16 protein-coding genes are annotated in these 14,198 nt (G+C 72.3%); 9 read left to right on the forward strand and 7 right to left on the reverse strand.

The window, feature by feature from the left end:
• Positions 1 to 283 precede the first annotated feature (283 nt).
• On the forward strand, positions 284 to 943 hold the full coding sequence (locus MXD62_RS21495; protein ID WP_248831292.1) for a TetR/AcrR family transcriptional regulator: 660 nt from the start codon (positions 284 to 286) through the stop codon (positions 941 to 943).
• Between the two features lie 10 nt (positions 944 to 953).
• On the opposite strand, the gene MXD62_RS21500 is transcribed toward MXD62_RS21495, so the two are convergent.
• Together MXD62_RS21500 and MXD62_RS21505 are read right to left on the reverse strand one after the other, a co-directional pair.
• A complete protein-coding gene (locus tag MXD62_RS21500; protein WP_248831293.1) occupies positions 954 to 2,372 on the reverse strand; it encodes a bifunctional adenosylcobinamide kinase/adenosylcobinamide-phosphate guanylyltransferase in 1,419 nt (472 codons plus the stop codon).
• Between the two features lie 19 nt (positions 2,373 to 2,391).
• Positions 2,392 to 2,568: a hypothetical protein gene (locus MXD62_RS21505; RefSeq protein ID WP_248831294.1), complete on the reverse strand. Its 177-nt coding sequence runs from the start codon at positions 2,566 to 2,568 to the stop codon at positions 2,392 to 2,394.
• A gap of 294 nt (positions 2,569 to 2,862) precedes the next feature.
• Between MXD62_RS21505 and MXD62_RS21510 the strand changes: the two genes are divergently transcribed.
• From MXD62_RS21510 to MXD62_RS21520, 3 genes are all read left to right on the forward strand, one after another.
• On the forward strand, positions 2,863 to 3,075 hold the full coding sequence (locus MXD62_RS21510; RefSeq protein ID WP_020459398.1) for a hypothetical protein: 213 nt from the start codon (positions 2,863 to 2,865) through the stop codon (positions 3,073 to 3,075).
• A 178-nt stretch (positions 3,076 to 3,253) separates the two neighbouring features.
• Positions 3,254 to 3,748: a nitroreductase/quinone reductase family protein gene (locus MXD62_RS21515; protein ID WP_248831295.1), complete on the forward strand. Its 495-nt coding sequence runs from the start codon at positions 3,254 to 3,256 to the stop codon at positions 3,746 to 3,748.
• Positions 3,748 to 4,398 (forward strand): TetR/AcrR family transcriptional regulator, encoded by a 651-nt coding sequence (locus MXD62_RS21520; RefSeq protein ID WP_248831296.1) that lies wholly within the window; start codon positions 3,748 to 3,750, stop codon positions 4,396 to 4,398. Before MXD62_RS21515 ends, MXD62_RS21520 begins: the two co-directional genes overlap by 1 nt.
• Before the next feature lie 25 nt (positions 4,399 to 4,423).
• Here the strand turns inward: MXD62_RS21520 and MXD62_RS21525 are convergent, their stop codons facing one another.
• The 3 genes from MXD62_RS21525 to nadA all read right to left on the reverse strand — a co-directional run bounded on the left by MXD62_RS21525 (position 4,424) and on the right by nadA (position 7,323).
• Positions 4,424 to 5,398: an aldo/keto reductase family protein gene (locus tag MXD62_RS21525; protein WP_248831297.1), complete on the reverse strand. Its 975-nt coding sequence runs from the start codon at positions 5,396 to 5,398 to the stop codon at positions 4,424 to 4,426.
• Between the two features lie 108 nt (positions 5,399 to 5,506).
• A complete protein-coding gene (locus MXD62_RS21530) occupies positions 5,507 to 6,136 on the reverse strand; it encodes a DUF3043 domain-containing protein (protein WP_248831298.1) in 630 nt (209 codons plus the stop codon).
• Positions 6,136 to 7,323: a quinolinate synthase NadA gene (nadA, locus tag MXD62_RS21535; protein ID WP_112105673.1), complete on the reverse strand. Its 1,188-nt coding sequence runs from the start codon at positions 7,321 to 7,323 to the stop codon at positions 6,136 to 6,138. The genes MXD62_RS21530 and nadA overlap by 1 nt, the downstream gene beginning before the upstream one ends.
• Before the next feature lie 385 nt (positions 7,324 to 7,708).
• On the opposite strand from nadA, the gene erpA reads away from it, so the two are divergent.
• Positions 7,709 to 8,071 carry an iron-sulfur cluster insertion protein ErpA gene (gene erpA, locus MXD62_RS21540; protein ID WP_020459404.1) on the forward strand — a complete coding sequence of 121 codons (363 nt, stop codon included), beginning with the start codon at positions 7,709 to 7,711 and terminating at the stop codon, positions 8,069 to 8,071.
• A gap of 248 nt (positions 8,072 to 8,319) precedes the next feature.
• Positions 8,320 to 9,300 (forward strand): carbohydrate kinase family protein, encoded by a 981-nt coding sequence (locus tag MXD62_RS21545; RefSeq protein ID WP_248831299.1) that lies wholly within the window; start codon positions 8,320 to 8,322, stop codon positions 9,298 to 9,300.
• 10 nt (positions 9,301 to 9,310) lie between these two features.
• Here MXD62_RS21545 and MXD62_RS21550 read toward each other — a convergent pair whose 3' ends face one another.
• Both MXD62_RS21550 and MXD62_RS21555 read right to left on the reverse strand, forming a co-directional pair.
• Entirely contained in the window at positions 9,311 to 9,550 is a 240-nt protein-coding gene (locus MXD62_RS21550) for a sulfurtransferase TusA family protein (RefSeq protein ID WP_248831300.1), read from the reverse strand.
• Positions 9,547 to 10,713 (reverse strand): aminotransferase class V-fold PLP-dependent enzyme, encoded by a 1,167-nt coding sequence (locus tag MXD62_RS21555; protein WP_248831301.1) that lies wholly within the window; start codon positions 10,711 to 10,713, stop codon positions 9,547 to 9,549. The genes MXD62_RS21550 and MXD62_RS21555 overlap by 4 nt, the downstream gene beginning before the upstream one ends.
• Positions 10,714 to 11,158: 445 nt before the next feature.
• Between MXD62_RS21555 and coxB the strand changes: the two genes are divergently transcribed.
• The 3 genes from coxB to MXD62_RS21570 are packed head-to-tail and all read left to right on the forward strand — an operon-like array spanning position 11,159 to position 14,177.
• On the forward strand, positions 11,159 to 12,076 hold the full coding sequence (gene coxB, locus MXD62_RS21560; protein WP_235013841.1) for a cytochrome c oxidase subunit II: 918 nt from the start codon (positions 11,159 to 11,161) through the stop codon (positions 12,074 to 12,076).
• Positions 12,073 to 13,779, forward strand: coding sequence for a cytochrome c oxidase subunit I (ctaD, locus tag MXD62_RS21565; protein WP_020459409.1), 1,707 nt, complete (start codon positions 12,073 to 12,075; stop codon positions 13,777 to 13,779). The genes coxB and ctaD overlap by 4 nt, the downstream gene beginning before the upstream one ends.
• The gene (locus MXD62_RS21570) at positions 13,776 to 14,177 is read left to right on the forward strand and encodes a cytochrome c oxidase subunit 4 (RefSeq protein WP_248831302.1); all 402 of its coding nucleotides are present in this window, start codon (positions 13,776 to 13,778) and stop codon (positions 14,175 to 14,177) included. The genes ctaD and MXD62_RS21570 overlap by 4 nt, the downstream gene beginning before the upstream one ends.
• The last annotated feature ends 21 nt before the right edge of the window (positions 14,178 to 14,198 follow it).

Consider the following 14,198-nt stretch of genomic DNA (forward strand, 5'->3'; position numbering starts at 1 on the left):
CGGTCGCGGGGTTGATCGAGTCGACCGCCCGCTCGGTCTCGACAAACTTGCCGTCGATCAGTAACCGCTTCACAGCCGCTCCTCGTTGATCGCGTGGGCTCCTGGTGGGCCACGGGGGCGCGCCGCTGCCGGTGCGCCGCGGCATGAGCGCCGGGAGCTTTTGTGTCACTACGATAATGACACTAATTGGACCGTCAACCGGCTTGTGTCGCTCCCGCCGTCCCCGCCACTCCCACCGCCCAGCGTCCGGTCCCGCCCCGGCGCGACAGCCCGAGGAGCCGCTATGAGCCTTCCGGCCGACCAGCACGCGGACGGGAGCGATCCAGCCCGGCAGACGCGCCGCTACGACAGCCCGGTGCGCCGGGCGCAGACCGCGCAGACGCGGGAGCGCATAGTCGCCGCCGGGACGGCGCTGGTCCACTCGTTCCCGACCTGGGACTGGCGGGGCCTGACGTTCCGCGCGGTCGCCGAGCGCGCCGGCGTGAGCAAGCGGACCGTGCACCGCTACTTCGCCACCGAGGGCGAGCTGCACGACGCCATTCTCCGCAACCTCGAGAAGGAGGCCGGGGTCGTCTACGAAGGCCTCGACCTGGACAACCTCGCCGACACCGCGGCCGGCGGGCTGGCGACCCTGGACCGCTTCGCCGCCTCGCCGGGCCTGAGCGGGGAAGCCGTCGAGCCCACCCTCGCCGCCGACCGCCGCCGGCGCGAGGCGCTCGCCCGCGCGGTCGCCCCGCCGACGGCGGAATGGACCGACACCCAGCGGCGGATGGCGGCCGCGATCCTGGACATCCTCTGGACCGGGCACGTCTACGAACGGCTGGTCACCGCCTGGAAGCTCGACCTGGACGCGGCGACGGGCGCGGTCACCTGGGCACTGGACCTGCTGGCGGACGGCATCCGCGAGGACCACCGGCCGCAGCCGCGACCGCCCGCGCGGTAACCCGGCTGGGTCAGGTGGGCCGCAGCCGGGTGGCCAGGCCGGCGACGGCCAGCCACACCTCGTCGGACTCGGCGGCGAGCCGTGCGTTGACCTGACCGAGGCGGTCGGCGAACAGCCGCCCGGCGGCGGTCGGCGCCACCGCCCCCGAGCCGACCTCGTCCGTCACCGCCACCACCCGCCGGCGCGTGGCGCGCCAGGCCTCGACGAGTCGGTCGACCGCCGCGCCGAAGTCCGGATCGTCCAGCCGGGCCGCCACCCACAGCGAGACGCTGTCGACGAGCAGCGCCGGCCCGGGGGAGCGCAGCAGCGGCTCCAGCTCCTGGGTCTCCACGGTGTGCCACCGGGCCGGCCGACGTTCCCGGTGGACGGCGACCCGCGCGGCCCACTCGGGATCGGACCCGTCCGGCGCCCACCCGGTGGCGACGTAGACGACCTCGGGCTCTGCCCGCAGCCAGTCCTCGGCCTGGGCGGACTTTCCCGACCGGGTGCCACCGGTGATCAGTACCCGGCGTGGCTCCGCTGTGCCGCCGTCCGGGAGGGCCCCGCCGGGTGGGATCTCCAGGACGCTGCCGTCCGGCGGGGCCTCGGCTCCGATGCGGGCGAGCCGTGCCGCCAGCTCGCCACCGGGCGGGTTGCGGTGGCTGAGGTGGACGGCGAGCACCCGGGTCGAGGGCACGACCGCGCCCAGGCCGCGCAGTTCGGCGACCAGCTCGGCGAAGTCCGGGAGGTCGAGATGCTCCCCGAACCCGGGCCGGTCGCCGTTGTTCTCCTCCAGCAGCACGACGTCGAACGCGCGGCCGGCCAGCGCGGCGAGCGTCGCGGGCGGCAGCGGGACGGCGGTGTCGCACCCGTACAGCAGGCGCGCCCCGTCCGGCGCGGTGACGTCGTAGAGCACCGCCGGCCCGATGCTGTCGTCACCGTGCCGGGCCGCCACCGGGCGGACCAGGTAACCCGGCCCGTCGGGCCTGTGGGGCTCGCCCGGCCCGGTGGGTTCACCCGGCCCGCCGAGCTCGAGGTGATCGCCGGCGACGGCCGGGAGCAGGCGCAGCGGTGAGCCCTCCCCGCCCGGCTCGGTGCCCTCCCAGCGGCGCAGGAAGGCCCGGCACACCTCCAGGGCGGCCGGCGGCGCGACGACGTCCAGCGGCTGGTCGGCGACGGTCGACCAGGACCGCCACATCAGCGCCTCCGGGCCGAGGTGGTCGGGATGGGCGTGCCCGACGAGAACGTGGCGCAGCCCCGCCAGGCTCACCCCGAACCGGGACGCCGCCCGCGGCACGTCCGGACCGAAGTCGATGAGCAGCCGGTCGTCGACGAGCACGGCCGTCTGGCCGCGGGGCTCATGCGCGCGGGCCCAGGCGCAGGAGGCGCACTCGCACCACGGGTTCGGCCATCCGTCGGCCGAGCCCGTACCCAGCAGCGTGAGCCGCACCGCGCCGGACCCCGGGCGATCAGGAGTGCGAGTGCGGGTGGCGCTTGCGCTCCCACAGCGTCATCAGCGTCAGGACCACGGCGAGCGCCGCGATCGCGCCGAAGGTGAGCAGGCAGGCGGCCCACCAGACGATGCCCCCGTCGTGGTGCTCGGTTGTCTCGGCGAGTACCGCCGCGGCGGTGTAGGCGGGTGTCACTTGTGCCTTCCTTTCTCCGGGCTGAACCATGCTGCTCGTGTGTCACTCGCGGGTCCCGACGTTACCGACCTTCGGGTCGCCGGTGCCTTGCTCGTGGGCCGATCCACGGGCTGGCGCGGATCCGTCCCGTCCCGCGGTGGGTCGCGCCGCGGATGAGTTGCTCATCGCCAGCGGCGCGGGACGGCCTCGCGTCCGGTCCGGACGCGCTTTGATGGTGTGGTGGGCATTTCCCGGGGTCGGTGGTGGCCCCGGCTCGGCGGCCGACGCCGCCGGACGTCGGGAAGGACGTGGACCGTGAGCTGGACCTGGCGGTATGAGGGAGAGGACGGCTCGGTCGTGGCGGTCGGCGGCGCGGACGGGTCGGAGTCGTTCACCAGCCAGGGGGACGCCGAGACGTGGATCGGCGAGACCTGGCGAGAGTTGCTGGATCTGGGCGTGACGCAGGTGAGTCTGCTGGAGGCGGGCCGGCGCGTCTACGGGCCGATGAGCCTGCGCCCGGTGACCTGAGGGCCGCCTCTCCGGCTGCCGGGCCGGCCCCTGCCCGCGGGTAGCAGAGCCCGCGGATCGAGTCCCACCGAACGGGCCCGAACGGGTTGACACCCCCTCGGCTAACGGTGTTAGCCTTACCTCGTTGGCTAACGGTGTTAGCCAACGATCGGAGCCCGAGAAGACAGGGGAGATCACAATGGCGAGCAGCGGCGCGAACCCGACCGGCGACACCCGGGCCGACGACGCCCGGCACTACCGGCGGCCCAACTGGTTCACCAACACGTTCCTCAACCGCCCGGTCGCGCTGGTCACCCGGACCGGGCTGAGCCTGTGGGGGAGCCGGGTGCTCGAGGTCCGCGGCCGCACGTCCGGCGAGACCCGGCGGTTGCCGGTGAACCTGCTCACGCTGGAGGGACGGCAGTACCTGGTCTCCGCGCGCGGGCACAGCCAGTGGGTCCGCAACGTGCGGGCCGCCGACGGCGAGCTGGCGCTCGTCCTGGGGCGCCGACGGGTCCGCTACCGTGCGGTCGAGCTCAGCGGCGATGAGAAGATCCCGGTGCTGCGGGCGTACCTGAAGAAGTGGAAGGCGGAGGTCGGCGTGTTCTTCGACGGCGTGGGCCCGGAGTCGGCCGACGAGGAGCTGGGCCGGATCGCGCCGCGGCACCCGGTCTTCATCCTCGCCGCCGCCTGATGACGGACCTGCGGCTGCCGGCGGCGCCGCGGCCGGCGGACACGGGGCCACCTGCGGACACGGGAGTGCCGGCGGACCCGCCGCGGCCGGCCGTGCCGGTTGAGCGGGTCGCGCTGCGCCCGACGCCGCCCACGCGGTCGCCGCGGGTGACGGAGATCATCGGTGCGGCCCGGCGCCTGCTGGAGGACGAGGGCGTGGGGTCGCTCACGATGCGCCGGCTCGGCGAGGTGCTCGGCATCCGCGCGCCGTCGCTGTACAAGCATCTGCCGGGCAAGCACGCGGTCGAGGCGGCCCTGGTCGAGACCGCGCTGTGGGAGGCGGGGGACGCCCTGCACCGCGTGGTCGACGGGGCCGGCCCGGGCGACGTCGTCGGCCGGCTGCTGGCCGAGTACCGGCGGTACGCCCTGGCCCACCCCAACCTGTACCGGCTCACCGCGGTCGACCCGCTCGGGCGCGAGGGCCTGACGGCCGGCCTGGAGGACTGGTCGGGTGAGCCGTTCTACCGGGCCACCGGTGAGCCGTACACGGCGCAGGCCCTGTGGGCCGCGGCGCACGGCGCGGTCGTGCTGGAGCTGGCGAACCGGTTCCTGCCCGGCTCGGACCTCGACCGGACGTGGGCGGCGCTGGCCGCGGCCTTCACCGCCCCCTGAACCCCCGGGCGCCGCGCGGTGGCGGTCAGGCCTCCGGCTCGGCGGTCGCCACGCCGGCGAGCACCTTGTCGATGCGGGCGAGCAGCGCCGGCTCCAGGACGACGCCGGCCGCCCCGACGTTGTCCTTGACCTGCTCGGGCCGGGAGGCGCCGACGATCGCGGACGCCACGTTGTCGTTCTGCAGGACCCAGGCGATGGCGAGCTGCGCCATCGTCAGGCCGGCCTCCGTGGCGATCGGGCGCAGGTGCTGCACGGCCGTCAGGACCTCGTCGGACATGAAACGGGCGATGAAGCCCGAGCCGGTCGCGCCGGTCGCCCGGCTGCCGGTGGGCGGCGGCTGCCCGGGCAGGTACTTGCCGGTCAGCACGCCCTGGGCGATCGGCGACCAGACGATCTGGGAGATGCCCAGTGTGCGGGAGGTCGGCACCACCTCGGCCTCGATGGTGCGCCACAGCATCGAGTACTGCGGCTGGTTGGAGATGATCCTGTCCAGGCCGAGCTCGGCGGCGATCCGCGCGGCGTCGGCGATCTGCGCCGCCGTCCACTCCGAGACGCCGACGTAGAGGACCTTGCCGGCGCGCACCAGGTCGTCGAAGGCGCGCAGCGTCTCCTCTAGCGGGACCGTCGGGTCGTAGCGGTGGGCCTGGTAGAGGTCGATGTGGTCGGTGCCGAGCCGGCGCAGCGAGTTGTGCGCGGACTCGATGATGTGCTTGCGCCCCAGGCCCTTGTCGTTCTCGCCGGGGCCGGTCGGCCAGAAGACCTTGGTGAACAGCTCGTAGGACTCCCGGCGGACTCCGGCCAGGGCCTCGCCGAGAACCGACTCGGCGCGGGTCTGGGCGTACACGTCGGCCGTGTCGAACGTGGTGATTCCCTCGTCGAGCGCAGCGTGCACGCAGGCCTTCGCCGTATCGGCCTCGATCTGGTCACCGTGGGTGATCCAGTTGCCGTAGGAGATCTCGCTGACGGACAGTCCACTCCGCCCGAGGCGTCGATGCTTCACACCGGAACACTACGCACCAGCTCCCGGGCCCGGGCAACGTCCGGCCGTGCCTCGTCGTGCCCGCCGCCGAGCCGCGAGCCGCCGGCCGCGAGCGACAGCTGTCGGCCGTCAGCTGTCGCCGCGGGACACCCGGGGGCGGGGCATCCGCCAGCGGCGCGGCAGCAGGGCCCGCTGCGCGGCGTAGGCACGCACGCGGACGCCGGAGTCCGGGTACTTCTCGGCCACCCGCCGGCTCACCTGCCGCGACAGCACGATCGAGTCGGCGACCACGGCAACGATCCCGAGCAGCATGACGTAGGTGGCGACGAGCCGGACGTAGGAGTTCGGCACCAGCCCGCCGACGAAGTACACCACCGCCGCGGCCAGGAAGAACGGGCCGATGTTGATCCGGGTGTCGACGAAGTCCCGGGCCAGGACGCGTTCCGGCGCCCGCTCGCGGGGCGGCAGGCGGCTGACGTCGCCGGCCATCATCGCGGCGCGGTACTGCTGGCTCTGCGCCCGCCGGTCCTCCCGCTCGATCCTGCGGGCGTCCTTGCGGTTCGCCGGGGTGCGCACCGCGCCGCCGCGGGTCCGCGCGGCGCGTGCCTCGGACCGCTTCGGGGTCGGCCGGCCCTTGCCGGCGGTGACCCGGGCGCTCGCGCCGGCGTCACCGTCGGCCTGGTCGACCGCGCCGGCGGACGGCTCCTCGTTCTCCGGGCCGGGCACGGGCTCGGGGCTCCGCTTCTTCAGCAGCGCCATCAGGGCAGGGTCAACATCTGGTCTAGGGCCTTCCGGGAATAGGTCGCGACCTCGGGGTCGACGGTGATGCGGTTGACGGTCTCACCGCGCGCGAGCGCCTCGAGCGCCCACACCAGGTGCGGCATGTCGATGCGGTTCATCGTGGAGCAGAAGCACACCGTACGGTCGAGAAAGACGATCGTCTTGTCAGGATGGCGGTTCGCCAGCCGTTGTACCAGGTTCAGCTCGGTTCCCACGGCGAATGACGACCCGGGCGGGGCCTCGTCCACGACCTTGATGATGTACTCGGTGGAACCGACCAGGTCAGCGGCGCTCACGACCTCGCGCCGGCATTCCGGGTGCACCAGGACCTGTACCCCCGGCACCCGCTCGCGCACCTCGTCCACGCATTCCCGGGTGAACCGCCCGTGCACCGAGCAGTGCCCGCGCCACAGGATCATGCGTGCGTCGCGCAGCTGCGCGCGGCTCAGGCCGCCGCCGGGGCGCCGCGGGTCGTAGACCACGCAGTCGGCCTCGGACATGCCCAGCTTGTCGATCGCGGTGTTGCGGCCCAGGTGCTGGTCTGGCAGGAAGATCACCCGCTGGCCGCCCCGCTCGCCGAAGGCCCAGTCCAGCGCCCGCTCGGCGTTCGACGAGGTGCAGATCGTGCCGCCGTGGCGGCCGGTGAACGCCTTGATCGCCGCCGAGGAGTTCATGTAGCTGACCGGCACCGTGCCGGTGGCGACGCCGGCGTCGAGGAGGTCGTCCCAGGCCTGCTCGACCTGCTCGGCGGTGGCCATGTCGGCCATCGAGCAGCCGGCGGCCAGGTCGGGGAGGATCACCCGCTGGTGGTCGGCGGTGAGGATGTCGGCGCTCTCGGCCATGAAGTGCACGCCGCAGAACACGATCGCGCTCGCCGCCGGCCGGGCGGCGGCCTGCTGGGCGAGCTTGAAGGAGTCCCCGGTCACATCCGCGAAGGCGATGACGTCGTCACGCTGGTAGTGGTGGCCCAGGATGAAGACGTCGTCGCCGAGCGCGGCCTTGGCGGCGGCGGCCCGCCTGGCGAGGTCGGGATCAGCGGCCGGGGGGAGATCGCCGGGGCACTCCACGCCCCGTTCGCTCCCCGGGTCGGCGTCGCGCCCGAGCAGGAGCATGGCGAGCGGTGAGGCGGTGACGCCCAGGCGTTCCAGGGCCGGGTTGGTGGTCATGTCCGCTCCTTCGGGCGACCGACCGGGGGCCCGGTCGCCTCGCTCGCTGCTCGTGGCCTCGCTGTGGGCCGCCTGCTAATGGTCGTTCAGACTCTAACTCCGGAACGCCTGGTCTGCGCGAACTTGGTCCGGTCGGACCCCGGGGGCCTGGTCCGGTCGGGCCCCGGAGGGCGGACGGATGTCACTTGCGCGTCGTGGCCGACCCACGAGTCGCTGGCTACGATGGGAAGCGGATCCTGCCTCGCGGTGTTGAGCAGGAACGGCGGCACAGCAGGTGCCGCCCGTGGGGAGTCGTCGCCCGTTGGCGTCTCCTCGCGTAAGGCCGCCTTGGGTACCAGCAAGCCTGGTGAACCAGGCACGTCCACAAGGGCAGGGAGCAGCCCCTATGACCGTGCAGGACACAACCGAGACCGAGACCAGGCCGAGCAGCGTCGTTCTCACCGACACGGCCGCCGGCAAGGTGAAGACCCTGCTCGAGCAGGAGGGGAGGGATGACCTCCAGCTCCGGATCGCCGTGCAGCCCGGCGGTTGCTCTGGCATGCGCTACCAGCTCTTCTTCGACGAGCGCCAGCTCGACGGCGACACGGTGCTCGACTTCTCGGGGGTCAAGGTGGCCGTCGACCGGATGAGCTACCCCTACCTCGGCGGCGCGACGATCGACTTCGTCGACACGATCGAGAAGCAGGGCTTCACGATCGACAACCCGAACGCGCAGGGTTCCTGCGCGTGTGGCGACTCCTTCCACTGATCGGGCGCGGGCGAGCGCGGGCCGTCCCGGTGGGCCGCGTCTCGTCTCCGGTCGGCGGGGGAGGTAGCTGATCCCTCGATACGGATACGGAACCCGGTGTGGTGCTTCTTGCCACACCGGGTTCCGCCGTTTCCGCCCCTGCCCCGAACGCCCGCCCCTGTCCCGAAACGGTCGAAGGCCGGACGCAGGGTCACCACGGGGCGACGTCCCTCCGGGGTGCGCGGGGGCTGCCGGTAGGCTGCTCCATCGTGCGTATTGCCGTGACTGGTTCCATCGCCACCGACCACCTCATGCGCTTTCCCGGGCGGTTCGCCGAGCAGCTGCTCGCCGACCAGCTCGAGCGGGTCTCGCTGTCGTTCCTCGTGGACGAGCTCATGATCCGCCGCGGTGGGGTCGCCGCGAACATCTCCTTCGGCCTGGGGCGCCTCGGCCTGAACCCGATCCTGGTGGGAGCGGTCGGGGAGGACTTCGCCGACTACCGCTCCTGGCTCGACCGGCACGGTGTCGACACCGCGTCGGTCTGGGTGAGCGAGATCGCGCACACCGCCCGCTTCGTGTGCACCACGGACAACGACCTCTGCCAGATCGCGTCCTTCTACCCGGGCGCGATGAGCGAGGCGGCCAGCATCGAGCTGCGCCCGGTCGCAGAGCGCCTGGGCGGGCTCGACCTGGTGGTGATCAGCCCCAACGACCCGCAGGCGATGGTCCGGCACACCGAGGAGTGCCGCGAGCGCGGATACTCCTTCGCGGCCGACCCGTCCCAGCAGCTCGCCCGGATGGAGGGCGACGACATCCGTTCGCTGATCGACGGCGCGGCCTACCTGTTCTGCAACGAGTACGAGAAGGCGCTGCTCGCGTCGAAGACCGGGTGGAGCGACGAGGAGATCCTCGGCCGGGTCGGCGTGCGCGTCACCACCCTGGGCAAGGACGGCGTCGTCATCGAGGCGCCCGGCGCCGCGGCGGTCAAGGTGCCGGTGGTCCCGGCGCGCTGCACCCCCGACCCCACCGGGGTGGGGGACGCCTTCCGGGCCGGGTTCCTCGCCGGGCTGTCCTGGGAGCTGTCGCACGAGCGGTCCGCGCAGGTGGGATGCCTGCTGGCGACCCTGGTGCTCGAGACGGTCGGCACCCAGGAGTACAGCGCCGATCAGGACGACATCGTGAAGCGCCTCACCGAGGCCTACGGCCCGGAGGCGGCCGCGGAGGTCGCCACGCACCTGCAGGCGTTCTGACCCAGGTGTCTCAACTCAGGCGGCGGACGAGGTAGGAGCCCGGCCCGGCGCCGGGTGCGGCGGTGAGCAGGTCGTGGCCCCGCATCCGGCACCAGGCGGCCACGTCGGCCGCGGCGGCCGGGTCGTCGGCGAGCAGCTCGATGATCTCGCCCACATCGACGTCGCCGATCCGCCGCGCGAGCTCGATGATCGGGATGGGGCAGCGCCGCCCGCGCGCGTCCACGACCGCCGCCGGCGAGCCGTCGTTCACAGGCCTGCCGCCCCGGCGCGCTCGCGGACGGCGCGCACGGCGGGCGGCAGCGCGTCGAGCAGCGCCTCCAGGTCGGCGTCGGTGGAGTCCCGCCCGAACGACACGCGGAGGTTGCCGTGGGTCAGCGCGCCCATCGCCACCAGGACGTGGCTGGGCGTCAGGGTGTCCGAGGTGCAGCTCGACCCGGAGCTGACGGCGATGCCGGCCCGGTCGAGCTCGTCCAGGAGTGCCTCGCCCGCGACGTAAAGGCATGAGAAGGCCACGATGTGCGGCAGTCCCACCGCCGGGTCGGTGCCGCCGGGGCCGAGCAGCTCGACGTCCTCGACGAGCTCCGGCAGGCGCCGGCGGAGGCGCTCGGTGTAGCCGGCGAGCCGGGGCGCCTCCGCGTCGATCTCGGTGGCGCGCACGGCGAGCGCGGCGGCCGTGGCGACGACGGCGGGAACGTTCGGGAAGCCGGGAACCCGCCCGTGCTCCCGCTCGTCCGCCGGCAGCGGGTTGGCCCACCTGGTGCCTGTGCGGACGGCGAGGATGCCCACCCCGGGCGGCCCGCCGAACTTGTGTGCGCTCGCGGTGAGCAGGTCCGCGCCCAGCTCGGCGAGGTCGACGGGAACCCGCCCGACCGTCGTCGCCGCGTCGGTGAGCAGCGGCACCCCGCGCCGGCGCAGCGCCCGCGCGACCGCCGCGACCGGCTGGACGGTGCCCACCTCGTGGTTGGCGTGCTGCAGGGCGGCCACGGCCGTTCCCGGGTGGGCGTCGAGCGCGGCCTCGAACGCGGCCGGGTCGGCGCGGCCGAGGCCGTCCACACCGATCGTGACGACCTCGCCGCCGGCACGTTCGTGGCGCTGCGCGGCGTGCAGGACGCTGGAGTGTTCCACGGCACTGACCACAACCACCCGCCCGGCACGGCGGCGGGCGGCGGCGGTGCCGAGCAGCGCCTGGTGCGCCGCGGCCGTCCCGCTCGCGGTGAAGCTGATCTCGCTGGTCCGGGCGCCGAGGACGCCGGCGACGGTCTCCCGGGCGGCGTCGAGGAGCATCCGCGCGCGGCGGCCCTCGCGGTAGAGCCGTGCGGGGTCGGCCCAGCCGTCGTCGAGCGCGGCGAGCAGGGCCTCCCGGGCGACCGGATGCAGCGGCGTGGTCGACGCGTGGTCGAGATAGGCCGGCACGAGAGTGACGCTACGCCCGTCCCGGGGCAGCTGGCCGGACGTTGCGGGGCCGCGTGGGGGCATTCGCGCAGCCAGGCGGGGCGGCGGGGAAAGGGCCGGCGGGGTGCCGCGAACAATGCGGGTGGCGGATACGCCCGCCGGGAGCTGGAACGTGCCCACGGCGCGCCCGCCGATCTGCCCGGATCAAGGGCCCTCCGGCCCGTCCAGGATGCCCCGCGGGTCGTGTCTCACAGCTCCGGACGGGGCCTGCGGCGAGAAGCTCGTCCGCTGCTGGGATACGCTGCTGCCGCACCATCTACAGCGTGTCGAAGACAGTCGGAAGACGAAGCAGCGAGGCCGGTTGGACCGGCCGGCCCGCGAAGCGTTTACGCGGTCACGAGGCGGTGGCGGGGCTCATATCTCCTCCGCCGGCCGCGCGGCCGCTAGTCGTGGGAGGCAGGACCTGGTGAGGAGATCCTTCGGTCGGACCCGGCCGTCGCTCGCGGATGTCGAGGACACGCCGATGGCCCCGGCTGACACCGCGGACGCGGACGCGTCGCCGAGCCGTCGGGTTGGGCACCGACGGCCGCGCCGGCGCCGCGTCAATGCGCGCCTGGGCGCCACGCTGGTGGCCGTCGGCCTGCTGGCGACCGCCTGCGACGTCCCCAATTTCGGATTCCCGGACGGTGTGACCAACCACACCCCGCGGATCCTGAACATGTGGCAGGGCTCGGTGATCGCCGCCCTGGCCGTCGGTGTGTTCGTGTGGGCCCTGATCTTCTACGCGGTCGTCGTGTTCCGGAAGCGCAGTGATGTTCTGCCGCGCCAGGTCCGGTACAACCTTCCCGTCGAGATCCTTTACACCGTCGTGCCAGTCGTGATCGTGGCGGGCCTGTTCTACTACACCGCTCGCGACGAGTCCGAGATCACCAAGCTCTCGGACAAGCCCGACGTGACGGTGAACGTCATCGGTTTCCGGTGGAACTGGCAGTTCCAGTACCTGGACACCGGCAAGACCCCCGGCAGCAACCAGGTCGAGGTCACCGGTCGTCCCGGCGAGGCGCCGGTGCTCGTGCTGCCCGAGGGCCGGTCCGTCCGGTTCGTGCTGACGTCACCGGACGTGATCCACTCGTTCTGGGTGCCCGAGTTCCTGTTCAAGCGGGACGTCGTCCCCGGGCGGGTCAACCAGTTCGAGCTCACCGCCACGAAGACCGGGACGTTCGTCGGGCGATGCGCCGAGCTGTGCGGCACCGACCACGACCGGATGACGTTCTACGTCAAGGTCGTGCCGGGTGCCGAGTACGACCGCTTCATCGAGGAACGGGAGAGCGCCGCGATCAGCGCGTCGCCGTCCTCCGGCGTCACCACCGGGAGTGTCCAGTGACCCTTCTGCACGAGTCGCCCGCCGGGCCGGCCGGGCACGCCCATGAGCCGGTGAACCACGAGAAGCCGGCGATCGCGAACCTGCTCGGGTACCTGAGGACGACGTCCCACAAGGACATCGCGATCATGTACTTCCTGACGTCGTTCGCGTTCTTCGTCATCGCCGGCATCCTCGCGATCTTCATCCGTGGCGAGCTGGCCCGCCCGGGGCTGCAGTACTTCTCCAACGACCAGTACAACCAGTTCTTCACCATGCACGGCACGCTGATGCTGCTGATGTTCGCGACGCCGCTGGCGTTCGCGTTCGCCAACTACCTCGTGCCGCTGCAGATCGGCTCGCCGGACGTCGCGTTCCCGCGGCTGAACGCGCTGTCGTACTGGCTGTTCCTGTTCGGCAGCCTCACCGTGTTCGCCGGGTTCCTGAGCCCGGGCGGTGCGGCCTCGTTCGGCTGGTTCGCCTACGCGCCGCTGAGTAACCAGCTCTACTCGCCCGGGGTCGGCTCCGACCTGTGGGTGCTCGGCCTGACGGTGCAGGGGCTCGGCACGATCCTCGGTGCCGTCAACTTCATCACCACGATCCTGTGCCTGCGCGCCCCCGGCATGACGATGTTCCGGATGCCGATCTTCTGCTGGAACCTGCTGGTCACCTCGATCCTGGTGCTGGTGGCGTTCCCGGTGCTGGCCGCCGCGCTGCTCGCGCTCGCGGCGGACCGAAGGTTCGGGGCCCACATCTTCGACGCCGAGAACGGCGGCGCGATGCTGTGGCAGCACCTGTTCTGGTTCTTCGGGCATCCCGAGGTCTACATCATCGCCCTGCCGTTCTTCGGGATCGTCACCGAGATCATCCCGGTGTTCTCCCGCAAGCCGCTGTTCGGCTACAAGGGCCTGGTGTTCGCCACCATCAGCATCGGTGCCCTCTCCGTCGCGGTGTGGGCGCACCACATGTTCGTCACCGGCGCGGTGCTGCTGCCCTTCTTCGCCTTCCTGTCGTTCCTGATCGCGGTGCCCACCGGGATCAAGTTCTTCAACTGGATCGGCACGATGTGGCGCGGGCAGATCAGCTTCGAGGCGCCGATGCTGTTCGCGGTCGGCTTCCTGGTGACGTTCCTGTTCGGTGGTCTCACCGGCGTGCTGCTGGCCAGCCCGCCGATCGACTTTCACGTCAGTGACAGCTACTTCGTGGTCGGACACTTCCACTACGTCGTCGCCGGCCTGATGTTCGCGGCCTTCGCGGGTGTCTACTTCTGGTTCCCGAAGGTCACCGGCCGGATGCTGAACGAGAAGCTGGCCAAGCTGCACTTCTGGACGCTGTTCCTGGGCTTCAACGCCACCTTCCTGGTGTTCCACTGGCTGGGCACCCAGGGCATGCCCCGGCGGTTCGCGGACTACGGCCCGAACGACGGCTTCACCACCCTGAACACCGTCGCGACGGCGGGCTCGTTCCTGATGGGCCTGTCCACGCTGCCGCTGCTGTACAACCTGTGGTACTCGTACCGCAAGGGCCCGATCGCCGCGGTCGACGACCCGTGGGGCTACTCCAACTCGCTGGAGTGGGCGACCTCCTGCCCGCCGCCCCGGCACAACTTCCGGTCGCTGCCGCGTATCCGCTCCGAGCGACCCGCGTTCGACCTGCACTACCCGGCGGTCGTCGGCAGGGCGGACTACCACGCCACTCCGGAACTCGGTCAGGGAGCCGCGCGATGAAGGTAGAAGGCTTCATCTTCAACTTCTTCGGCTTCTTCGCCGGAGCGATGGCCCTGGTCTACTGGTTCTGGGCGAAGGACCCGACCGGGACGGCCGCGCTCACCCTGTGCGCGGGCATGGGCTTCCTCGTCGGCGGCTACCTGGTCTTCACCGGCCGGCGGATCGGCATGCGCCCGCAGGACCTGCCGGACGCGGAGGTCGTCGACGGTGTCGGGGAGCTCGGGCACTTCACCCCGGGCAGCTACTACCCGTTCTTTCTCGCGGCGAGTGCCGCGGTGGCCGCGATGGGGCTGGCCTTCGGTATCTGGATGACCATGCTCGGCGCGGTCCTGACGTTCACCTTCGCCGTCTGCCTGGTGATGGAGAACTTCTGGAACCCGCCGATTCCCGAGGACTGATCGGCACCACCGGTCCGCGCC

The organism is Frankia sp. Mgl5 (assembly GCF_023242985.1).
In the GTDB taxonomy this organism is placed as follows: Bacteria; Actinomycetota; Actinomycetes; order Frankiales; family Frankiaceae; genus Parafrankia; species Parafrankia soli.